Annotated in this window: 21 protein-coding genes; 16 read left to right on the top strand and 5 right to left on the bottom strand. The window is 32.6% G+C overall.

Annotated features, from left to right (window positions below; genetic code table 11):
- Positions 1-22: 22 nt before the first annotated feature.
- A complete protein-coding gene (locus GBO31_RS10105; protein ID WP_219008213.1) occupies positions 23-484 on the bottom strand; it encodes a hypothetical protein in 462 nt (153 codons plus the stop codon).
- 219 nt (positions 485-703) lie between these two features.
- Here GBO31_RS10105 and ileS point away from each other — a divergent pair, with 219 nt between their 5' ends.
- From ileS to GBO31_RS10065, 8 genes are all read left to right on the top strand, one after another.
- Positions 704-4,108 (top strand): isoleucine--tRNA ligase, encoded by a 3,405-nt coding sequence (gene ileS / locus GBO31_RS10100; protein ID WP_219008212.1) that lies wholly within the window; start codon positions 704-706, stop codon positions 4,106-4,108.
- Positions 4,109-4,112: 4 nt separating this feature from the next.
- Positions 4,113-4,496, top strand: coding sequence for a TraR/DksA family transcriptional regulator (locus tag GBO31_RS10095; protein WP_219008211.1), 384 nt, complete (start codon positions 4,113-4,115; stop codon positions 4,494-4,496).
- Positions 4,497-4,618: 122 nt separating this feature from the next.
- Positions 4,619-5,152 (top strand): RNA polymerase sigma factor, encoded by a 534-nt coding sequence (locus GBO31_RS10090; protein ID WP_219008210.1) that lies wholly within the window; start codon positions 4,619-4,621, stop codon positions 5,150-5,152.
- A 10-nt stretch (positions 5,153-5,162) separates the two neighbouring features.
- Positions 5,163-5,954: a HEAT repeat domain-containing protein gene (locus tag GBO31_RS10085; protein WP_219008209.1), complete on the top strand. Its 792-nt coding sequence runs from the start codon at positions 5,163-5,165 to the stop codon at positions 5,952-5,954.
- 34 nt (positions 5,955-5,988) lie between these two features.
- On the top strand, positions 5,989-6,747 hold the full coding sequence (locus GBO31_RS10080) for a DUF4097 family beta strand repeat-containing protein (protein ID WP_219008208.1): 759 nt from the start codon (positions 5,989-5,991) through the stop codon (positions 6,745-6,747).
- Between the two features lie 32 nt (positions 6,748-6,779).
- Positions 6,780-7,481, top strand: coding sequence for a DUF4097 family beta strand repeat-containing protein (locus tag GBO31_RS10075; protein WP_219008207.1), 702 nt, complete (start codon positions 6,780-6,782; stop codon positions 7,479-7,481).
- Between the two features lie 54 nt (positions 7,482-7,535).
- Positions 7,536-8,156: a hypothetical protein gene (locus GBO31_RS10070; RefSeq protein WP_219008206.1), complete on the top strand. Its 621-nt coding sequence runs from the start codon at positions 7,536-7,538 to the stop codon at positions 8,154-8,156.
- 43 nt (positions 8,157-8,199) lie between these two features.
- Positions 8,200-8,811 carry a lipoprotein signal peptidase gene (locus GBO31_RS10065; protein WP_219008205.1) on the top strand — a complete coding sequence of 204 codons (612 nt, stop codon included), beginning with the start codon at positions 8,200-8,202 and terminating at the stop codon, positions 8,809-8,811.
- A gap of 24 nt (positions 8,812-8,835) precedes the next feature.
- Here the strand turns inward: GBO31_RS10065 and GBO31_RS10060 are convergent, their stop codons facing one another.
- The 4 genes from GBO31_RS10060 to GBO31_RS10045 are packed head-to-tail and all read right to left on the bottom strand — an operon-like array spanning position 8,836 to position 11,692.
- The gene (locus tag GBO31_RS10060) at positions 8,836-9,405 is read right to left on the bottom strand and encodes a 5-formyltetrahydrofolate cyclo-ligase (RefSeq protein ID WP_219008204.1); all 570 of its coding nucleotides are present in this window, start codon (positions 9,403-9,405) and stop codon (positions 8,836-8,838) included.
- Between the two features lie 2 nt (positions 9,406-9,407).
- Positions 9,408-10,385, bottom strand: a complete 978-nt coding sequence (locus GBO31_RS10055) for a succinylglutamate desuccinylase/aspartoacylase family protein (protein ID WP_219008203.1) — start codon at positions 10,383-10,385, stop codon at positions 9,408-9,410.
- A 6-nt stretch (positions 10,386-10,391) separates the two neighbouring features.
- A complete protein-coding gene (gene rimK, locus GBO31_RS10050) occupies positions 10,392-11,264 on the bottom strand; it encodes a 30S ribosomal protein S6--L-glutamate ligase (RefSeq protein WP_219008202.1) in 873 nt (290 codons plus the stop codon).
- Positions 11,264-11,692 (bottom strand): ATP-dependent zinc protease family protein, encoded by a 429-nt coding sequence (locus GBO31_RS10045; RefSeq protein WP_219008201.1) that lies wholly within the window; start codon positions 11,690-11,692, stop codon positions 11,264-11,266. Before GBO31_RS10045 ends, rimK begins: the two co-directional genes overlap by 1 nt.
- A 162-nt stretch (positions 11,693-11,854) precedes the next feature.
- Here GBO31_RS10045 and uvrC point away from each other — a divergent pair, with 162 nt between their 5' ends.
- The 8 genes from uvrC to pgi all read left to right on the top strand — a co-directional run bounded on the left by uvrC (position 11,855) and on the right by pgi (position 23,625).
- Entirely contained in the window at positions 11,855-13,654 is a 1,800-nt protein-coding gene (gene uvrC / locus GBO31_RS10040; RefSeq protein WP_219008200.1) for an excinuclease ABC subunit UvrC, read from the top strand.
- A 4-nt stretch (positions 13,655-13,658) separates the two neighbouring features.
- Positions 13,659-15,947 carry a patatin-like phospholipase family protein gene (locus GBO31_RS10035; protein ID WP_246615836.1) on the top strand — a complete coding sequence of 763 codons (2,289 nt, stop codon included), beginning with the start codon at positions 13,659-13,661 and terminating at the stop codon, positions 15,945-15,947.
- A 178-nt stretch (positions 15,948-16,125) separates the two neighbouring features.
- Positions 16,126-17,283, top strand: a complete 1,158-nt coding sequence (locus GBO31_RS10030) for a homogentisate 1,2-dioxygenase (RefSeq protein WP_219008199.1) — start codon at positions 16,126-16,128, stop codon at positions 17,281-17,283.
- Between the two features lie 151 nt (positions 17,284-17,434).
- Positions 17,435-18,574 carry a 4-hydroxyphenylpyruvate dioxygenase gene (gene hppD / locus GBO31_RS10025; RefSeq protein ID WP_219008198.1) on the top strand — a complete coding sequence of 380 codons (1,140 nt, stop codon included), beginning with the start codon at positions 17,435-17,437 and terminating at the stop codon, positions 18,572-18,574.
- 402 nt (positions 18,575-18,976) lie between these two features.
- On the top strand, positions 18,977-19,753 hold the full coding sequence (locus GBO31_RS10020) for a DUF3108 domain-containing protein (protein WP_219008197.1): 777 nt from the start codon (positions 18,977-18,979) through the stop codon (positions 19,751-19,753).
- Positions 19,753-20,718 carry a tryptophan 2,3-dioxygenase family protein gene (locus GBO31_RS10015; protein ID WP_219008196.1) on the top strand — a complete coding sequence of 322 codons (966 nt, stop codon included), beginning with the start codon at positions 19,753-19,755 and terminating at the stop codon, positions 20,716-20,718. The genes GBO31_RS10020 and GBO31_RS10015 overlap by 1 nt, the downstream gene beginning before the upstream one ends.
- Before the next feature lie 8 nt (positions 20,719-20,726).
- The gene (locus tag GBO31_RS10010) at positions 20,727-21,983 is read left to right on the top strand and encodes a peptidoglycan DD-metalloendopeptidase family protein (protein ID WP_246615835.1); all 1,257 of its coding nucleotides are present in this window, start codon (positions 20,727-20,729) and stop codon (positions 21,981-21,983) included.
- Between the two features lie 4 nt (positions 21,984-21,987).
- Positions 21,988-23,625 carry a glucose-6-phosphate isomerase gene (pgi, locus tag GBO31_RS10005; RefSeq protein ID WP_219008195.1) on the top strand — a complete coding sequence of 546 codons (1,638 nt, stop codon included), beginning with the start codon at positions 21,988-21,990 and terminating at the stop codon, positions 23,623-23,625.
- The last annotated feature ends 63 nt before the right edge of the window (positions 23,626-23,688 follow it).

Here is a 23,688-nt window from a genome sequence, read left to right as displayed (position 1 = left end):
AAATTATATGAAACTGGCACTATTATTCCTCTTCATCATTTATGATCATATCAAAATGTGCTGATTTCTTTTTTGAAGAAACCGTTATTCTTTCGACCACCGATGTATCTATTTTATGAATATCCTGTTCTTCTATAACAAAATCTACCTGTGTGATACTTTTATTAGATACATTAGAAAAATCTGATTCTATTTCCTGCATATCCGAAGCTAAATTTAATTCAAAATTCTTTCCTGTGATTAATAGCTCTGCTCCTTTCCAGGTTTTGATATGAAAACTTCCTATAATAATTGTTTTTACATAATAATATCCTGCTAATTCTATAACATCCATATAGATTTCATTGGATGGTGATTTGGCAAACTTTGTTCCATCTACTTGGATTATAATATTTTCAGTATGGGTATCTACATGTAATTTTTCCATCGCCCTTATATTACCCAGAGCTGCTTGTACTTTAAGCATGGAACGTTTTAAACTCATAGTTGTGATTTAGGTTTCAAAAATAACTTTTCATTAGATAATGATCATTAATCTTATGTACTTTTTGTTCCTACAATAGAAAAAGCTCAAAATAAAGGTCGGAAATGACTCAATAACCTAAATTTTACCTAATAATAATACTCAATATTTGAGCAGTTTACACTCGTCATTTTTCCAGAAAATCATTATTTTCGCAGACTTAATAGAAAGAACGATCAAATGAGCACGAAGTTTCCTGAATATAAAGGACTTGACTTGCCAAAAGTGGCAGATGACATACTAGAATTCTGGCAACAGAATAATATTTTCGAAAAGAGTATTTCTGAGCGCGAAGATGCGACTCCTTTTGTATTTTTTGAAGGACCTCCATCTGCAAATGGATTACCAGGAATTCATCACGTTATGGCTCGTGCTATTAAAGATATTTTTTGTCGTTATAAAACCCAAAAAGGATTTCAGGTAAAACGAAAAGCCGGATGGGATACGCATGGACTTCCTGTAGAGCTTGGTGTAGAAAAAGAATTAGGAATCACTAAGGAAGATATAGGTAAGAAAATCACCGTAGAAGAATATAATGAAGCTTGTAAAAAAGCTGTAATGCGTTATACAGATATTTGGAATGATCTTACCGAAAAAATTGGATATTGGGTAGATATGGAAGACCCATATATTACCTACAAATCCAAATATATGGAAACGGTATGGTGGTTACTTTCTGAAATTTACAAGAAAGGATTGCTTTATAAAGGATATACCATACAACCGTATTCTCCAAAAGCAGGAACTGGTTTAAGTTCTCATGAATTAAATCAACCTGGAACATATCAGGATGTAACAGATACCACAGTGGTAGCTCAGTTTAAAGCTACAAAAGAAACATTACCATCATTTTTAACAGATATTGATGAGGATATTTATTTCTTAGCGTGGACGACAACTCCTTGGACATTGCCTTCCAATACAGCTTTAACTGTTGGTCCAAAAATTGACTATGTTTTAGTAAAAACATTCAATCAATATACATTCGAACCAATTCATGTAATTCTTGCTAAAAATCTGGTTGGAAAACAATTTAGTGGAAAATTTGTTTTAGCAGAAAATCAAGAAGAAGTAAACAATTTTAAACAAGGAGATAAAAAAATCCCTTATTTCATTCTTAAAGAATTTAAAGGAGCAGATCTTATAGAAATCAGATATGAGCAACTACTAAATTATGCGCTTCCGCATGATAATCCGGAAAATGCATTTAGAGTTATATCAGGAGATTTCGTAACTACTGAAGATGGTACAGGTATTGTACATACAGCACCAACTTTTGGAGCAGATGATGCCCTGGTTTCTAAACAAGCAACTCCAGAAGTTCCGCCATTATTAGTAAAAGATGATAATGATAATTTAGTTCCTCTAGTAGATCTACAAGGTAAGTTCACTAAACATGTAGGAGAGCTTGGTGGAAAATATGTGAAGAATGAATATTATACTGATGGTGAAGCTCCTGAGAAGTCAGTTGATGTAGAAATCGCTATCAAATTAAAAACAGAAAATAAAGCATTTAAGGTAGAAAAATATGTACACAGTTATCCAAACTGCTGGCGTACTGACAAACCTATTTTATATTATCCTTTAGATTCTTGGTTCATCAAAGTAACGGATTTTAAAGATCGCATGCATGAACTAAATCTAGGAATCAACTGGAAACCAAAAGCGACCGGAGAAGGACGTTTTGGAAACTGGTTAGCAAATGCAAACGACTGGAACTTATCCAGATCTCGTTTCTGGGGTATCCCATTACCTATTTGGAGAACAGAAGATCGCAAAGAAGAAATGGTGATCGGATCTGTAGAAGAATTAAAATCTGAAATGCAGAAAGCAATAAATGCAGGTTTCATGGAAGCCGATATTTTTGCTGATTTTAAAGTGGGTGATATGAGTGAAGAAAACTATGACAAAGTAGATCTTCACAAAAATGTTGTAGACAAGATTGTTTTAGTTTCTCCTTCAGGAAAACCAATGAAACGTGAAAGTGATCTTATCGATGTATGGTTTGATTCTGGATCAATGCCATATGCGCAATGGCACTATCCTTTTGAGAATAAAGAAAAAGTAGAAGCTGGAGAGAAAAAAGCAGATTTTATAGCAGAAGGAGTAGATCAAACTCGTGGTTGGTTTTATACCTTACATGCGATCGGAACTATGATTTTTGATGATATCGCATATAAAAATGTAGTGTCTAATGGTTTGGTATTGGATAAGAATGGACAAAAAATGTCCAAAAGATTAGGTAATGCGGTAGATCCTTTCGAAACCTTAAAAACCTATGGTCCTGATGCCACTAGATGGTATATGATCAGTAATGCAAATCCTTGGGATAATCTAAAATTTGATTCTGAAGGAATTGGCGAAGTACGTAGAAAATTCTTCGGAACCCTTTATAACACCTATTCTTTCTTTACACTGTATGCGAATATTGATAATTTCAATTATTCAGAAGCTGATATACCATTGGCTGATCGTCCAGAAATAGATCGTTGGATTTTAAGTGAGCTACATACACTTATCAAAAGTGTGGATGAATATTATAATGATTACGAACCTACAAAAGCGACTAGAGCTATTTCAGATTTTGTACAGGAAAATCTAAGTAACTGGTTTGTTCGATTAAGCCGAAGAAGATACTGGAAAGGTGATTACGAACAAGATAAAATTTCAGCATATCAAACATTATATACTTGTATGCTAACAGTTGCAAAACTTGGAGCTCCAGTAGCGCCATTTTTTATGGATCGTTTGTATAAGGACCTTGTCGCTAATTGTGAACAAGAATCTTTTGAAAGTGTACACTTATCTAAATTCCCAGAATTTGACGAAAGCTATGTAGACAAAGCATTAGAACATAAAATGCAAAAAGCGCAGTCTATTTGTTCTTTGGTTCTTTCATTACGTCAGAAAGAAAAAATCAAAGTTCGCCAACCATTACAGCGAATCATGATTCCTGTTCTAAATGATGCTGACAAAGCAGAGATCAATGATATTGCAGATTTGATTAAAAGTGAAGTAAATGTAAAGGATATAGAGCTATTAGACGATGCTTCTGGTATATTAGTGAAACAAATCAAGCCAAATTTCAAAAATTTAGGTCCTCGTTTTGGAAAAGATATGAAGCTGATAGCCAGCAAAATACAGTCTTTTGATCAGGAAACTATTAAAATTCTTGAACAAACGGGAAGTTTTGACTTAGAAATTAATGATAAAATTATTACTTTAGGTACCGATGATGTAGAAATCAGTTCCCAGGATATTGAGGGTTGGTTGGTTGCAAATTCTGGATCCCTTACCGTTGCTTTGGATATTACCATAACTCCAGAACTTAAAAAAGAAGGAATCGCAAGAGAGCTTGTAAACAGAATTCAAAATATCCGTAAGGATAGTGGATTAGAGGTGACTGATCGTATAGAAATTGTAATAAAAGAGAATAAATCTATACAAGAAGCCGTAGCGACGAATGAGACCTACATCAAGAATGAAACCTTAACCGATACAATTGAGTTTGCAACAGATGTAATAAATGGTACAGAAATTGCGTTTGACGACATTGCAACCCAATTGGTAATAAAAAAACAGTAATTGTATGGCAGAAGATGTAAAAGTAAGGTACAGTGACTCTGATCTATCAATGTTTAAAGAAATCATTGTAGAAAAAATGGAGAAAGCTAAGAAAGATTTGGAATTACTTCAAAGCGCTTACAAAAATGATGGTAACAATGGTACAGATGATACCTCTCCAACATTCAAAGCTTTTGAAGAAGGAAGCGAGACTATGTCTAAAGAAGCAAATACGCAGTTGGCTATTAGACAAGAGAAATTTGTGCGTGATTTAAAAAACGCATTACTACGTATTGAAAACAAAACATATGGTATTTGTAGAGTAACAGGAAAATTAATCAACCCAGAGAGATTAAAACTTGTTCCGCATGCTACCCTTAGTATTGAAGCTAAGAACATGCAAAAATAAATATCAAAATATTGTAAATTTAAAATGCTTTCCAAATTGGAAAGCATTTTTTTTTATCCTAATGTAACCTTTTTAAAAAACACAGGTATTACTAATAGAAGCTAACCAAAAAGAGTGACATCTTGAAAAATTTAACTGACGAAGAATTAATGATTCTAGTATCTGAAGATAATTTAGATATGATGCGTATCCTATTCGAAAGATACCATATAAGAATATTTAATTTTCTATTGAAGATGACAAAAGATAGAGATGTCAGTCAGGATATTACTCAGGAGGTTTTCTATAAAGCAATTAAATATAGAAAATCGTATAAAAAAGGAAAGTTTTCATCTTGGATCTATACCATCGCTAGAAATATTTTTTCTGATCACTATCAAAGTAAGAAAAATAAAGATCAACGATTAGATGAAGTCGAGTACAAACTAGAAGAGGAAGAAACAAGCTTTATAGAAAAAAGTGAAATCAACGAGCAACTGAAAAATGCTTTAGAAAAATTAAATCAGAGTGATAAAGAACTTGTGATTATGAATCGTTATCAAGGAATTAAATATCAAGAGATTGCCGAAATAACAGGATCTACAGCAGGAGCTGTAAAAACTAAAGTACATCGTGCCATTCATAAGCTAAAAGATCTTTACCTACAAAATATATAACACCATGGATATGGACTGTAAACAAATAGAAGAAAAATTGATCGATTATTTAGATAATAATCTTGACCCTACAGAATATGATGCCATTACAGCACATCTTTCTTCTTGCCCTAATTGCCAGGAATCCTTAAAACAACTTCAACAAATGTTTAAGGAAATCGAAGATGAAAAAGAAGAAGTACCTAATCAAAATATAAAGACGAATTTTGAAGAAATGCTACTAACCGAAAAAGCATTATTACAAGATTCAAAAGTAGTTTCTCTACATCAACCACCAAAAACCTATTGGAAAACAGCTATTCAAATTGCAGCTACAATTGCATTGATAGTTTCCGCATATTTCTTTGGAAAACAGCAGAATCAGGAATCGTTCTATGAAGAAATGGCTGTATTACAAAAAGAAAAAAAACAACTCAAACAAGAAGTTACCATATCACTTATCGAAAATGAATCCGCTAGTAAACGCTTACAAGCAGTAAACTATGCTGAAGAATTCGAAAAACCAAGTAATGACATATTAGAGGCTTTAATAAGTAAAATGTTTTACGATGATCATATCAATGTGCGACTAGCTGCAGCAGAAGCACTTACTAAGTTCTCAGACTCAGAGATGGTTCGTAAATCATTAATAGATGCTCTGGAGATAGAAAAAGATCCAGGCATGCAAATTGAATTAATTCAAATATTAGTTTCCATACAGGAAAAACGCGCAATTCCTTCTATGGAAAAGTTACTTCAAAACGAAGAAACACCAAGTTATGTAAAAGATCAAGTAACTATTGGTCTTCCTAATTTAATTTAAAATTTCAATCAAAAGACATTAAAAAATAAAACAAATGAAAAATATAGCAATCGCAATAGTACTTTTTATTACTATCGGACAATTAAAAGCGCAAGAAAACTACACGCAATCTTTGCAAGGAGTAAAAACAGCAGTTATCGGTTCGGCATCAGGTGTAATCATTAAATCGCATGATAAAAATGAATTAATGATCGTTGGAGAAGATCGAAAAATGCCAGAAAAAGCAAGAGGTTTAAAAGCAGTTTACGCAGGCGGAAGTGATAATACTGGATATGGAGTATATGTACAAAAAGAAGGAGGAACATTAACGATTAGAAATCTTAAAAGTGCTTATACAGGTATTTTAGAAATTTTCCTTCCAAAAAACGTGAATATTAAAATTGAAAAAAGTAATCTTGGAAAAATTGAAGCAGAAGGCTTTTCTTCAGAAATTGAAGCTTCAACAAATGTGGGTAATATTATATTAAAAAATGTCACTGGACCTATAGTAGCAAAAACTGCTACTGGAGAAATCAATATTGTATTCGATAAAGTAAGCCAAAGTTCTCCTATTTCATTAGTGTCAGCTACTGGTGCAATTGACGTGAGTCTTCCATCAAATACATCTGCAAATTTAGAGCTCAAAACAACCATGGGAGAAATTTTCACAGATTTCGACATTAAATTTCCAGTTCCAGAAAGCAATATGAAGCTTGTTAGTGGTAAAAGAACCATAAAAACAGAACTTAATAACGGTGGAGTAGAAATTAGTCTTAGATCTTCAACCGGAAACATTTACCTAAGAAAACAATAAAGAGGTCAAACATCAATCGAAAATCAATAATCATGAAAAATTTAGTAAACCTTATCGCATTTTGTTTTATAGTATTACAAACAAACGCGCAAAAAGTAATTGAAAAAGAAATAACAACATCAGCAGATCAAATACGGATAGAATTCAAATTTGCGGAAGACATCATTATCAAAACCTGGGATAAAAGTAATGTATATGTGAAAGCTGAAGTAGATATTAACGATGGAGAGTTCAATGACTATTTTGAACTTAACATAGATAACTCTTCTACTGTGTTGAACATAGAATCCAGCTACGGTGATTTATTCAAAAAATGGAATAAAAACAAAAAAGGCAATTGGGGACCTTGTAACAACTTAGATATGGATGCAAATTATACATTATACATTCCTGAAAATATGAAGTTACGTGTTAAAAGTATTTCTGGAAGTGTAGCCTCAGAAAACTACAACGGAGAATTGGAGATAGATATCATTAGTGGAAATATTGATATCAAAAAATACCAAGGAGATTTAACCCTAAAAACAATTAGTGGTACTATAGACGTACACATCGCTAAGTCAAGACTTAGAGCAGAAACAGTTACTGGAATGATCTATTCAGATAAAGATTTAGAGTTTGATCAAGGAAAAAACAGGGTTGTAGGAAGTAAAGTAACCGGGACTTTTGGAGATATTAAAAGTGAGTTGGAGCTCAAAACCGTAAGTGGTGATATTTTTATACGAAAACAATAGCTTATTTTTAAAAAAAAGCGCCTAAAATCAAGAAAAAAGCTACCTTAGAAAAGTATGAGGCAGCTTTTTTCTTTTTTAACACTACTCCTATTTTGGTCATCTGCACAATCACAATCAAGTTTTAGCAAAACTATTGATGCTACAGATATAACCGAGACCTTTTTTATTCTAGATAATACTTTTCAAATTGAAGTTACAAACACTTCCGAAAACAAGATTGTAATTAATGCTGTTGCTGAAGGTGAATATCAGAACCATGTTTTATTAAATGTAAAACGAGATCAACATATGCTTACCATTCTTGATGATATTCAACCTTTTTCTGAAAAACATAATGATAAATTAAGTGCCCATAAAGTAATAGCTTTGAAGGTCAACATACAATTACCAAGACATTTAGCCGTTACAATAACTTCAAAACTTGGTTCATTAGAATTCAATGGACACTTAAAATCCTTATTTGTGGAGTTAAATTCAGGAGATTGTTTAGTACAAAATTTTATCGGAAACGCTGTGATCAATACTTTAGGAGGAAATATAGAGCTACACACAAAAAATGCAAAGATCAAAACAGCAACAAAATCAGGTGTTATTTCCAAGGATAAAATTTTTGGAAAGCATCAGATTGAGCTAAAATCCATAACAGGAAATATAAGTGTCTACAAAACAAAATAAAACACTATTTTTGTCCGTCACTATTCTGAAATCAAAGAAATTTATGTCTCTAAAGAAATCTATTTTAGTCATTATCGTGGTTCTGCTAATTGATCAGATTTCCAAAATATATATCAAAACTAATTTTTCATTACATGAAGAAGTACCAGTTTTTAGTTGGTTTCGAATTGTATTTGTAGAAAACAAAGGAATGGCTTGGGGATTTGAGCTTCCAGGAAACTATGGTAAATTAGTTCTGACTTTATTTAGATTAGTGGCGATAACTGGAATAGGATACTGGCTTTATGATTCGGTTCGAAAAAATAGCCCTAAGATTTTAACCTTCTGTATCGCATTAATATTTGCAGGAGCTTTCGGAAATATTATAGATTCTATTTTCTATGGTCTTATTTTTGATGCAAGTACTACTACACAAATAGCACAATTCATGCCTGAAGCTGGAGGTTATGAAAGTGTCTTTTACGGTAAAGTTGTAGATATGATTCAATTTACATTTTACGATGATATCTTACCGGAGTGGATTCCATTTTGGGGAGGAAAGCATTTTTCTTTCTTTGATCCAGTATTTAATGTTGCTGACTCCGCTATAAGCATTGGTGTTTTCTTATTATTAGTATTTAACAAAAAAGCATTTCCAAAAAAGGAAGAAGCGTAATAACTGTATAAACAAAAGGTTTCTTTACGTATTAAAATCATATATTTTTAAAGGAGTAACACAATAGTCTAATCTTATATCTGTAGACAAGATCTCTTCAATTTTTTCTTCAGCAGAAAAAAAAGAGACTCCTATTTTAATAACTTGAGGATTGCATTTAGACAAAAACTTATCATAAAAACCTTTACCATAGCCCACTCTGTTTCCTTCTTGGTCAAATGCCAAAAGAGGAATAAAAACTATATCTATTTTAGATTCTGGAATAGGAATACCATCTACCGGTTCCGGAATTCCCCAGTTATTTAGTTTAAGTACCGTGTTATCAGTAAGTAATATATGTTCTAGACTATTATCTTCAAAATTACTTTTGGAAACAATAATGTTTTTATCCTTTCCTTGAAGAATATGGAGTATGAACTCTGTATTAATTTCCTTTTGTTTTTGGATGGAAAGAAAAATATGGTAAAACGATTTTTCCCATATATTCAATTTTAACAGGTTATTAGAAATATCAAGACTTAAATCATCTATCTGATCAACTTCTAACTTTGATCGTAATTCTTTATATTTTATTCTTAGCTCTTTCTTATTCATTTTTAGGAAGCTAATTGTGTTGTAATTCTGAAAATAGCATCTCCTTTGTATACAATTGGAGCTTCGTTAACATTTATAATATACCCTTGATTAGGTGCCTTTACAACATGTCTCATTTTTCCGTAAGGATCAGTAATAGTAGCCAACTGCTCTCCTTTTTCTACTAACTTTCCATATGGTATTTTAATATGTAATAACCCACTATATTTGGCTCTTATCCAAAAACTTTTCTCTATTACAATTGTATCATTAGTTGAATCAGAAATAGCAAATGATGGTTTTAGCATATCCAAATGACTTAATATTCTAAGCACTCCTAACACTCCCTCTTTAGCAATATCTCGGTTGCTGTTTTGGGATTTCCCACCTTCAAACAGCAAAATATCCACTCCTTTTTTTGCACAAGTTCCACGATATGAACCATCTAAGTTTTTAGATAATAAGGTAAAAGGAGCATTAAAAATCTTTGCTAAATTCAATAATCTTTCATTTTTTCCATCTACTCTAATATGAGGTGCATTAAACCTACTAGCGCCTCCTGTATGGAAATCTAAGCAGAAATCTGCTACTGGCAGAATTTCATTTACAAATTGATATGCAAAACGACTTGCCAAAGAACCGTTTTTAGTACCAGGAAATACTCTATTAAGATCTCTCCCATCCGGGAAAAAACGATTCATACTTAAAAAGCCAAATACATTAAGTACAGGAATACAAATAATTGTTCCTTTTGCAGGTTTATTAATTTTTTTTGAAATAATTTGCCTCACTACTTCTACTCCATTAATCTCATCTCCATGAATTCCAGCGGTAACTAAAACTGTTGGTCCTGGTTTCTTAGAACGTTCAATTATAATAGGAATTTCTACCTTTGTAGAAGTATATAGGTTAGCAATATTAAAGTTTATCGTTTTACTTGTTCCAAGCGGAATACCTTCTCCTAATATACTGAGAACATCTTTTTCTTCGGTCTTTTTCATATGATTCTAAACACTTCGTTCTATAAAACGAATAATTGTTTTAGCAATATCTCTTCCTGTGGCGGTTTCAATTCCTTCTAATCCTGGAGATGAATTTACTTCCAAAATTAATGGTCCTCTCTCACTCTGAAGCATATCCACCCCAGCAACACCAAGTTTTAACGCTTTCGCCGCTTTTATAGCTGCATTTTCTTCTTCGTCAGATAATTGAATAATCCTAGCACTACCACCTCTATGAAGATTAGACCGAAACTCGCCTTCTTTACCTTGTCTTTTCATAGCACCTACTACCTGGCCATCTACAACTAACACTCTAATATCTGCTCCTTTTGCTTCCTTAATATATTCCTGAACTATAACTCTTGCTTGCAACCCATTAAATGCTTCCAGTACCGATTCTGCCGCTGTTTTTGTCTCTGCTAAAACAACTCCCAAACCTTGTGTTCCTTCTAACAACTTGATAATTAATGGTGCTCCTCCCACATGAGAAATTACTTCTGAAACATCTTTAGAATAATTTGTAAATACAGTTTTAGGCAATCCCAATCCAGCTTTAGAGAGGATCTGCAGACTGCGTAATTTATCTCTAGAATTCACCAATGCTTGAGATTGCACAGTGGTAAAAACATTCATCATTTCAAATTGTCTCACAACCGCAGTACCATAAAAAGTAATAGAAGAACCAATCCTCGGAATTACTGCATCTACATGATCTAGTTTCTTACCTCGATAATAGATCTCAGGTTTTTTCTTCTCAATAACAATATCGCAATTTAACGGATCTATGACCTGTACATTATGTTTACGTTTTATCGCCGCCTGAACTAATGCATTAGTAGAATACAAACTTGCACTACGAGACAAAATTTTTATATTCATTAGGATTTTAGGTTATAAGACTGATCTTCTAATTGTGGATCTACCAAAAATTTTCCACTAAGAAATTTACGCCCAATTAAGACTGGAAAACGCATATCGTCTCGAGAAGATAAAGTTAATGTTATTGGTTGTGTAGAATTGAATAATGTGATTTTAGTTCTAATTGCATATCGAACTTCAACCTTTCCGTTGCTGCTTTTTACAGCGGTAATATCATAATTTTTAAAAGTAAATTTTTTACCATTATATTCAGGATGAGTAGGATCTAGAAAACGACACTCCAAAAGCTGACCAACTTCTTTAATCTCCTTACAATGAATAGATGAAGTATACGCTCCAGTATCGACCTTTACATCAATATCGTATAAATCTAAAAGTGGAAAATCTACCTTATCTGTTCTTCCAATTATTTTTTTCTGATCTTTCAAAAAAGTACCTTTAAAATAATATAAACACTAAAGTAATAAAAAACCAGATTCATTTTATAGTATAATTCCTTTTATGCTTGAATTCGGCTCTTGTTTTTAACATAATAATAGTATGAAGTGCATTTATTAATGCTAACAAAGCATTAAATTTACATTTGGAATATGCAACAACCCTCACTAGAAATACAACTAAAAACTTTACCAACAGGTCCAGGAGTTTATCAGTATTATGATAAAGATGATAAACTATTATATGTTGGAAAAGCTAAAAATCTCAAAAAAAGAGTCACTTCATATTTTACAAAAAATCATGATAATTATAAGACCAAAGTATTAGTAAAAAAGATCAATACAATAAGACATATTGTAGTAGAAACTGAAACTGATGCGTTATTATTGGAAAACAATCTTATTAAGAAACACCAACCTCGTTTTAATGTAATGCTCAAGGATGATAAAACATATCCTTGGATTTGTATAAAAAAAGAACGTTTCCCAAGGGTTTTTCCTACTCGTAATCTGATAAAAGATGGCTCTGAATATTTTGGTCCTTACACCAATTTTAAAACTGTAAATACGCTATTAGATCTTATTAAAGGATTATATCAACTTAGAACGTGCAATTATGATTTATCTGAACAAAAAATTGAAAGCGGTAAATACAAAGTATGTCTCGAATATCATTTAGGCAATTGCAAAGGACCTTGCGAAGGACTACAAGATGAAAAAGAATATCATCAAAACATAGAGGCAATTCGACAAATCGTAAAAGGTAATTTTAAAGACTCTCTGAATAGGTTTCGAAAGCAAATGATGATGCATGCCGAAAACATGGAATTCGAGGATGCACAAAGAATAAAGGAAAAGATTGACGTTTTAGAAAAATACCAAGCAAAATCGACAGTTGTCAATCCAAAAATCAGTAATGTGGATGTCTTTTCCATCATTTCTGATGAATCCTACGGCTATGTTAATTTCCTTCAATTATCCTATGGCTCTATCATTCGATCTCATACTACAGAAATCAAAAAGAAGCTAGAAGAAACGGACAAGGAATTATTGGAATTAGCAATCATTGAATTAAGACAACGATTCAATTCTAAATCCAAAGAAATATTTGTACCTATAAAAGTTGATGTTGGTGAAGATTTAAAAATCACAATTCCACAATTAGGTGATAAAAAGAAAATCGTAGACTTATCTTTACGAAATGCCAAGTATTATAGGCAGGAGCGATTCAAACAAATCAAAATTATTGATCCTGATCGACATGTGAAACGTTTGATGGCTCAAATGAAAAAAGATCTGAGATTACCAGAAGAGCCAAGACACATCGAATGTTTTGATAATTCTAATATACAAGGAACCAACCCTGTTGCTGCATGTGTAGTGTTTAAAAACGGAAAACCTAGTAAAAAGGAATATCGAAAATTTAATATAAAAACGGTAGAAGGACCTAACGATTTTGCTTCTATGGAAGAAGTAGTATATCGAAGGTATAAAAGGCTCTTGGAAGAAGAAGAACCTCTACCTCAACTTGTCATAGTAGATGGAGGAAAAGGTCAACTATCTTCGGGATTGAAAGCGCTAGAAAGTTTAGATTTAAGAGGAAAAGTTACTATTATTGGAATTGCTAAAAGACTGGAAGAAATTTATTATCCAGGAGATTCTATTCCGCTATACCTAGATAAAAAATCTGAGTCTCTTAAAATTATTCAGCACCTCAGAAATGAAGCACACCGCTTTGGAATTACTTTTCACAGACAGAAAAGAAGTAAAGCTGCATTGGATACAGAATTAGATTCTATTCCAGGAATTGGAGAAWAAACAGTAATAGAATTACTTAAACATTTTAGGTCTGTAAAAAGAATACGAGAAGCCACTAAAAAGGAATTGTCCGAAGTAGTTGGTGATTCTCGCGCAACCAAAGTATATAATTACTATCTTTCTAAAAAAGAATAAATTTTTGATCTGGCGTACCTCAAATAAGATTCTAAATGTCTCCTTGCTAATTGCGCTACTCTTTGCTACAAAAAACTTAAGCTCTCAAGAGATAAACGATACTATTCCTTCCAATATCACAAAAGATCAAGATGTTAAAGTTGGATTGGTATTAAGTGGTGGCGGTGCCAAAGGACTTGCCCATATTGGAGCTCTAAAGGTTATTGAAGAAGCTGGAATACGAATAGATTATATTGGAGGAACAAGTATGGGAGCTATCATTGGATCCTTATATGCTTCGGGATATAGCGCTAAAGAACTAGACTCTATTTTTAGAGCTGTAGATTTTAATGTACTAATCCAAGATGACTTACCCAGAAAAGCTAAAACTTTTTATGAACGTGAAGATTCAGAAAAATATGCTTTAACATTGCCGTTTGATAATTTTAAGATTGGTTTGCCGCGTGGATTATCTAAAGGACAGAACTTTTTTAATGAATTTGCTCGTTTAACCTCTCACGTCCATGAAATTGAAGATTTTAGTAAACTTCCTATTCCTTTTTTCTGCATGTCTACAAATATTGCTACTGGCGAACAAATCCTTTTAGATAAGGGATATCTTCCAGAAGCAGTTTCCGCAAGTGGCGCGTTACCATCCATCTTTAGTCCAATAGAATTAGATGGGATTTTAATGACAGATGGTGGAGTTTCTAATAATTATCCCATTAAAGAAATTCGCGAAAAAGGAGCCGATATCGTTATTGGTATAGATGTACAAGATAGTTTAATGCCAAGAAATCAGCTTAATTCTGTTACCAATATCATGTTGCAGATTAGTAATTTCAGGACGATTAATGCTATGAAAACCAAAATACCTGATACAGATGTATATGTAAAACCATCTATTTCAGAATTTAATCTAATATCATTTGATCAAGCAGATAAAATCATTGCAAATGGTGAAAAAGCGGCTTTTGCCAATTATGAAAAATTAAGAGCTATCAAAAGGCTTCAGAAAACAGCAAAGCCAAAAACAACAATTCCTAAAAACTCCGATACCCTTCTAATAAAAAGTTTAATAATTTCTGGAAACGAAAGATATACCAGATCTTATATAAAAGGTAAATTAAAACTAAGACTAAAAAATCCTAAACTAACAACCTATCAAGAATTGTATGAAGGCATCAACAACCTTTCCGCCACTGGGAACTTCGATAGAGTTAGTCATCGATTAATTGACAAAGATGGTGGTAAAGAATTAGTTTTAAATGTAAAAGAATCTGAAAATAAAATGTTATTGCGGTTTGCTCTTCATTATGATGATTTGTATCAAACAGCAGCTTTAATCAACTTCACTAAAAAAAGTTTATTGTTTAATAATGATGTACTTTCCTTGGATGTAGCTTTAGGAGACAACATACGGTATAATCTTGATTATTATATAGACAAAGGTTTTTATTGGAGTATTGGTGTAAAAAATAGTTTAAATCGGTTCAATCGAAATGTAGAATATGAATTAGTAAGAGATGATTTTAATTTACCAGATATCGAAGTAAACAAAATCAATTTAGACTATTTGGATTTTAAAACCCAATTCTATCTGGAAACCTTACTCAATCAAACCTTTTCATTTGGTCTTGGTGCTGAGTATAGAAGGTTTAGACTCATTTCAGAAACCATTGGTGAAGATGAAGATCAATTACCGCGTGTTGTCTTTGACAACAGTAATTACTGGAGTGTCTTATCCTATCTAAAATTTGATAGCTATGACAATAAGTACTTCCCTTCTTCCGGCTTTTTCTTTGATGGAAATATCAATTATTATTTGATCGATGACAACCCTAATAGTCAAAATAGCAATTTTGTCATTGCGAAAGCTGATTTTGGATATGCTTTTAAACCTATTAGGAAAACTTCAGTAAATCTTGGGCTGAGTGCTGGAAATCGATGGGAAGAGCAGAACATAAGAAGCCTTAATTTTTTTGTTGGAGGTTTTGGAGCTAGGATGATCAATAATAATATTCCTTTTTATGGATATGATTTTTTAAGTATCGTTGGTGATAGTTTCATTAAAGCAAATATGACTTTGGACTATGAAATATTTCCTAAAAATCACCTAAATCTATCTGCAAATTATGCTAATGTAGGTTCTAGATTATTTGATAACGGTGGCTGGCTTGAATCTCCTGAATACTCAGGATATGCTTTAGGGTATGGATTAGAAACTTTTGCAGGACCTGTACAGGTTAAATATTCATATTCTCCTGAACAGAAAGAAGGAGAATGGTATTTTAGTATTGGTTTTTGGTTTTAGCAAAATTTACAACAAAAAAATATAAATATTTACGATATTTGTAATACTATGACTTTGTATTGGCAGGATTTATTATTGCTACTACACTACCTTATTAAACGTAATCCGGAATAAGGTATCAGATTACTATTGCATTACTTTTTCAAACTTAATAGTTAACAATATAATCTTAAAAATCATGCCTTTTTATCATTCTTTAGGTACCATACCACCTAAGAGACATACTATATTTAGAAAACCTGACGGAAATCTATATTACGAACAATTATTCGGAACGATTGGATTTGATGGAATGTCTACCAACTTATATCATCATCATAGACCTACACAGGTAAAAGAAATCAAAGGGAGTTATAGTGTCGCTCCAGAAATTGCCATCAAGAATAATATCAAATCATATCGATTACACGGTTTTAAAGTAAATCCTGAAAAAGATTATTTAGAAAGCCGAAAAAATGTACTTACGAATAGTGATGTAAGTATTATTTTATCCGCTCCACAAGAATCAACTTCAGACTATTTTTATAAAAATACAGATGCTGATGAATTGATTTTTGTACATAGAGGAAGTGGTAAGTTTAGAAGTCATCTCGGAAACATTGACTTTAGGTATGGAGATTATATCCTAATACCTCGAGGAACCATTTACAAATTAGATTTCGATACTGATGAAAATCGTTTATTTATAGTAGAATCCAGAAGACCGATTTATACTCCAAAAAGATATAGAAACTGGTTTGGGCAATTATTAGAGCATTCTCCTTTTTGTGAACGTGATCTTCGTGCTCCTCATGAGCTAGAAAGCAATGACGAAAAAGGTGATTTTTTGATCAAAGTAAAAAAGCAAGACGAAATTTTTGACATGATCTATGCTACACATCCTTTTGATGTTGTAGGATACGACGGATTTAATTTCCCGTATGCATTTTCAATTCATGATTTTGAACCCATCACTGGTAGAATTCATCAACCACCACCAGTACATCAGACTTTTGAAACAGATGCATTTGTAGTTTGCTCCTTTGTTCCAAGATTGTATGACTATCATCCTGAGAGTATTCCTGCTCCTTATAATCATAGTAATATTGATAGTGATGAAGTTTTATATTACGTGGATGGTGATTTTATGAGTAGAAACGATATTGCAGCAGGCCATATATCTCTGCATCCTGCCGGAATTCCGCATGGTCCTCATCCTGGAGCAGTAGAAAGAAGTATTGGAAAAACCAAAACAGATGAACTTGCCGTGATGGTAGATACCTTTAAACCGCTAATGGTTACAAAAGAAGCTATGAAAATTGCCGATGATGACTATCATAAATCTTGGTTGGAATAGTTTAATAATACGTATTTTATGTTGAATTATAGAATAGACATATCTGCCCATTTAAGAGCTATGTGGTAGCATAGAAATTATCCAGACATTAAAAATTCTGGATCAAACAAGTTACACTTGAAAATTTCTAATTAACATTTAAAACAAAATTATGTCAACAAATACAACCTCTCAAAATTTAGAAAAAATAATCCCAGAAGCAGAAGACTTCTTACCACTTTTAGGAACTGATTATGTAGAGCTTTATGTAGGAAATGCAAAACAAGCTGCTTATTATTATCAAACCGCTTGGGGTTTTCAGCCGATTGCCTATGCAGGCCTAGAAACAGGATTAAAAGATCGTGTTTCTTACGTTCTTCGTCAAGATAAAATAACACTCGTACTTACCTCTCCATTGCAACCAGATGGTGAAATCAACAAACATATTAACGCTCATGGAGATGGTGTAAAAGTAGTTGCTCTTTGGGTAGATGATGCCACTAAAAGCTACGAAGAAACGACAAAAAGAGGAGCAGAATCCTATATGAAACCCATTACAAAAGAGGATAAAAATGGTACCGTGGTTTTTTCTGGTATACATACGTATGGAGAAACTGTTCACATATTTGTAGAACGTAAAAACTATAATGGAGCTTTTCTTCCAGGATATATTGCTTGGAATAAACCATACACTACGCAAGACACAGGTCTAAAATATATTGACCATATGGTAGGAAATGTAGGGTGGAATGAAATGAACAAATGGTGCGAGTTTTATGCAAAAGTTATGGGGTTTGCTCAATTAGTATCTTTTGATGACAAAGATATTTCTACAGAGTATACCGCACTAATGAGTAAGGTAATGAGTAACGGAAACGGAAGAATAAAATTTCCGATTAATGAACCAGCCGAAGGAAGAAAAAAATCTCAGATAGAAGAATATATTGATTTTTATAACGGTGCTGGAGTGCAGCATATGGCATTGGCAACTGATAATATTATAGAAACAGTGTCATCTCTTCAAAATCGTGGCGTAGAATTCCTAACGGTTCCCGCTACTTATTATGAAACTGTTTTGGACAGAGTTGGAGAAATTGACGAAGATCTCGAACCCTTAAAAGAATTGGGTATTTTGATTGATCGCGATGATGAAGGATATTTATTACAAATTTTCACAAAGCCTGTCCTCGATCGGCCAACCATGTTTTTTGAAATTATACAACGGAAAGGAGCACAATCTTTCGGAAAAGGAAACTTCAAAGCATTATTTGAAGCCATTGAAAGAGAGCAAGAACAAAGAGGTACTTTATAGATCAAAAATTTTCTTCAATTTCTTTTGAATAATTTCTGTAAGCTCTGTTAATAAATTAAGATTATTGAAAAATAATGGATTTCTGCCTAAATTTTTGTTAAATATCATAATAAAAAAACGTTTTCGTTTGATAATTATGCAAAAAAAGCTGATGTTTGTATTATAAGCGGAGTGGTTACCGCTTATACCAAAAACAATAATTATTCTCATAATTTAAGTTTTTAGTTGGTTAATAAAAGTAAAAGAGAGCTGTGGTGGCTCTCTTTTTTATTACTTTTTTTTCAGTATTTAGTAATACTACAAACTTTTATCTGTTTATATAATGTAGTACTTTTGGAATGGAAATTGTAAAAGCTTCAATAGTAGTACATATACGCAATTAAACAACACCCAAAATTAGTTATGAAAAGATTTCTTCTTTTATTGATAGTTTTATTTACAACCGCTCTGAATGCTCAAGAGAACCACAAATCTTTTGAAAATGGAGAATGGTTCAAGTTTAAAATCAGATATGGAGTTTTTACAGCAAGTTATGCAACTTTAGAAGTTAAAGATGAGATGCTTAATGGCATGCCGGTACATCATATTGTAGGAACAGGAAAATCATCTGGACTTTTAAGTGTATTTTTTAAAGTTGAAGATTATTATGAAACTTATATAGACAAAAAAGAAGTAAAACCTTATCGTTTCATTCGAAAAATTAATGAAGGTGGTTATACTAAGGATATAGAAATAAATTTTGATCACGAAAAAAAAGAAGCCTTGGTGTTTAATAAAAAACATAACACCAAAAACACCTTCACTATAAAGGACAATATCCAGGATATGATGTCTTCCTTTTATTATTTAAGAAATAATATTAACGTATCTTCGTTAAAAAAAGGTGATGAGCAAATTGTAAATATGTTTTTCGATAATGAAAACTATTTATTCAAGCTGCGCTTTTTAGGAAGGGAAATAGTAAAAATGAATGGCAACAAAATACGCTGTTTAAAATTTCGTCCAATTGTTCAGGCAGAAAGAGTATTTAAAGAAGAAGAAAGCTTAACTGTTTGGGTAAGTGATGATGATAATCGTATGCCTGTTAGAATAAAAGCAGATATTCTGGTAGGTTCTATTAATGCAGACTTAATAGCGTATAAAGGATTAAAACATCCTCTTAAAATAGTTATAGATTAATGGAAGAATCCATACAACCAGAAATTGCTGAAAAAATAAAGCAGCTTGAAAAGAAATTTAAAAACTCTGGTCAAGATCTAGGATCCTATCTGGATGGTCTTTTACATGACCGTTATCTTACTTACTGGGATTATATCCATTTAGACACTTTACTTAGTTTACAAATACCTCGAACACATTTTCCTGATGAAGAAATATTCATCATGTATCATCAGATTACAGAGTTGTATTTTAAATTAATCATACATGAGTTAAAGCAAATCATTGATGATAAGCTACAAACTGCAGAGTTTTTTACTAAAAAATTAGATCGAATTAATCGATATTTTAGAGTTCTAATTGACTCCTTTGATGTGATGATTAAAGGAATGGATAAAGATCAATTCCTAAAATACCGTATGTCTTTGTTGCCAGCTAGTGGATTTCAATCAGTTCAATTCAGGATGATTGAAATATATGCAACTCCTCTGGTAAACTTGGTAAACACGAAAGAAAGAGATCAATTTTCTGAAAACGATCCTTTAGAGGATGTATACGAACATTTATACTGGAAATCCGGAGCAACGGACATAAAAACCGGTGAAAAAACATTGACTCTTAAGCAATTTGAGTACCGTTATACGCCTAGAATGATGCGTATTGCACATCAAGTTAAACAGAGTACCATCTATCATAGATATCTGGAACTTCCAGAAAAAGAGCAAAATAATGTGCACCTTATTAATGCATTGCGTACTTTTGACACCAATGTAAATATTAATTGGTTATTAATGCATATGGGCGCCGCCTACAGATATCTTAATAGAGATCAAGGTCAGGTTTTAGCTACAGGAGGAACCAACTGGAAAAAGTTTCTACCCCCAAGTTTTCAAAGGATTATGTTTTTTCCTAATCTTTGGAGCGCAGAAGAAAAAGAAAATTGGGGTCAGCAATGGGTTACCCATCAATTTAATACCACAAAATAAAGTCAGAGTTGAAGAATTTAGGTTATATACTACTCGTTTTGGTAGTATTGATTTCATGCCAAAAACAAAAGAAAGCACCAGCTGTTGTTGTTCCAGAAACAATTGAAGAAGTAAAAGAACCTCCCACAATCAAGGAATTTGGATACAATCTTAATGATTTTACAGTAGTTAGAGATACTGTCCGTCCTGGTGATAGTTTTGGAGCTATTTTAGACAGTCATGGGATTTCGAGAGCTAAAGTTTTTGAAATTTCTAATAAAATAAAAGACACTTTTAATGTTGCACGAATTACCGCAGGAAAAGCATATACAGTACTAAAATCAAAAGACACTACAGAAAAGGCACAAGTTTTCGTTTATCAAAATGGATTGATTGACTATACTGTTGTCGATTTTAGAGATAGTATTACTGCAAGAAAAAGTGCAAAACCAGTAAAAATTGTAGAAAGAGTAGCCTCAGGAATTATAGAAAGCAATCTTTCACAGACTTTTGATGATATGGATCTTAGCTTTCTTGTAGCGTATAAAATGGCAGACATCTATGCCTGGACTATAGATTTCACGAGACTGCAAGCAGGAGATTTATTTAAAGTTGTATATACCGAAAAGTATATCAATGACACAATTCCTGCCGGAATTGGAGAAATTAAAGCTTCTTATTTTGAACATAGAAGTAAACCTATATATGCTTTTCGCTTTGAAGATGATAGCATTAATGGCACATCAGATTATTTTGATCAAGAAGCCAACAATCTTCGAAGAGCTTTTTTAAGAGCACCAGTTCAGTTTAGTAGAATATCTTCAAGATATAACCTTAAAAGAAGAATAAAATATTACGGAAATAAAATCCGACCCCATCGAGGAACAGATTTTGCCGCGCCTATTGGAACACCTATTATGGCTACTGCAGATGGAACTGTTACGAAGTCAGAACGTAGAGGTGGAAATGGTAAATATGTAAAAATTAGACATAATGCAACCTATGAAACTCAATACCTTCATATGAGCAAAAGAGCCGTAAAGGTTGGCGAATTTGTTAGGCAAGGAGAAGTAATTGGATATATCGGAATGACTGGTAATACTAGTGGTCCTCATGTTTGTTACCGTTTCTGGAAAAATGGTAGAGAAGTAGATCCATTTAAAGAAGACTTACCAGCTTCTAAACCCTTACAAGATAGTCTAAGACCTGCTTTTTACAAGCATATAGAACCACTGAAAACAAGATTAGATAGTATTATTTTTAAACCAAAACAAGAAATATTGTAACCACATGGCATTACCAACTATTAATCCCACCACCACAAAAGCCTGGGAAGCACTTAAAAACCATTATGAGAGTATAAAAGATACTCATCTGAAAGATCTTTTTGCTAAAACTCCTGACAGAGCAGACCTATTATCTGTTGAATGGAAAGACTTTTATATAGATTATTCTAAAAACAGGATTGACGAAACCACTAAAAAATTATTAGTTGATCTTGCAAAAGAGGTACAACTTGACAAGGCGATACAAAGCTATTTTGGTGGAGAAATAATCAATGAAACAGAAGAGAGAGCTGTTTTACATACTGCACTAAGGGTTCCTAGTGACCAGATTGTTCAGGTACAAGGAAAAAATGTAATCACCGAAGTATCAGAAGTAAAAGCTAAAATCAAAACATTTTGTGATCAAGTAATCCAAGGAGATCTAAAAGGATATACTGATAAGCCATTTACAGATATTGTAAATATTGGTATTGGCGGATCAGATCTGGGGCCCGTAATGATTACAGAATCTTTAGAATACTATAAAAACCATCTAAACCTTCATTTTATATCCAATGTAGATGGAGATCATGTACATCAGAGATTAAAAGAACTAGATCCGGAAACTACGCTTTTCATTGTAGTATCCAAAAGTTTTGGAACTCAAGAAACACTTTCTAACGCTATTACTGCTAGAAATTGGTTTATCAATCAAGCTACAGCTGAAGCTGTAAGCAAACATTTTGTAGCGGTTTCTAGTAATGTTCAAAAAGTAGTAGATTTTGGAATAGCAGAAACTAATATATTTCCGCTATGGGATTGGGTAGGCGGTCGATTCTCCTTATGGAGTGCGGTTGGACTATCGATTAGTTTATTCATAGGATACGAAAACTTTGAATCTTTATTAGAAGGAGCTCATGAAATGGATGAACATTTCAGAACAACTAATTTTGAGGATAATATTCCTGTAATCCTAGGTTTACTAAGTGTTTGGTATAATAATTTCTTTGAAGCAGAAAGCGAAGCCATCATTCCTTATTCTCAATATTTACATAGATTGCCTGCGTACTTACAACAAGGCATTATGGAAAGTAATGGTAAAAGTGTGGATCGTGCTGGAAATCTAATCGACTATCAAACTGGAACTATCATTTGGGGAGAACCTGGAACCAATGCACAACATGCCTTTTTTCAACTCATACATCAAGGTACCAAATTAATTCCTGCTGAGTTTATTGGTTTTAAAAAACCTTTATTTGGAGATAAAGATCATCAGGATAAATTAATGGCTAATTTCTTCGCGCAAACAGAAGCCTTAATGAATGGTAAAACAGAACGAGAAGTTCTGGAAGAATTACAATCCAAAAATCTTTCTGATGAGAAACTAAAACAGCTAGTACCGTTTAAAGTTTTTTCAGGAAACAAACCCACAACTACAATTCTTATTGACAAACTCACTCCAAAAAGTTTAGGAGCGTTAGTTTCGATGTACGAACAGCGAATTTTTGTGCAAGGAGTCATCTGGAATATTTTTAGTTATGATCAATGGGGTGTGGAACTAGGTAAGCAATTAGCTACAAATATTTTAAACGAAATCGATAAATCGCAGATTTCTGACCATGATTCGTCAACGAAAATGTTAATTAAAAAGTACTTAAGCTAACTATTTTCCGGTTAACAACTTTTTAATATTTTCAATTATCTGAAAACCAATGTGGTAAAAATT

Origin of the sequence: Aquimarina litoralis, assembly GCF_019295435.1 — a bacterium.
In the GTDB taxonomy this organism is placed as follows: domain Bacteria; phylum Bacteroidota; class Bacteroidia; order Flavobacteriales; family Flavobacteriaceae; genus Aquimarina; species Aquimarina litoralis_A.
The sequence above is the reverse complement of the archived record's forward strand: the minus strand, read 5'-3'. Positions and strand labels throughout refer to the sequence as shown.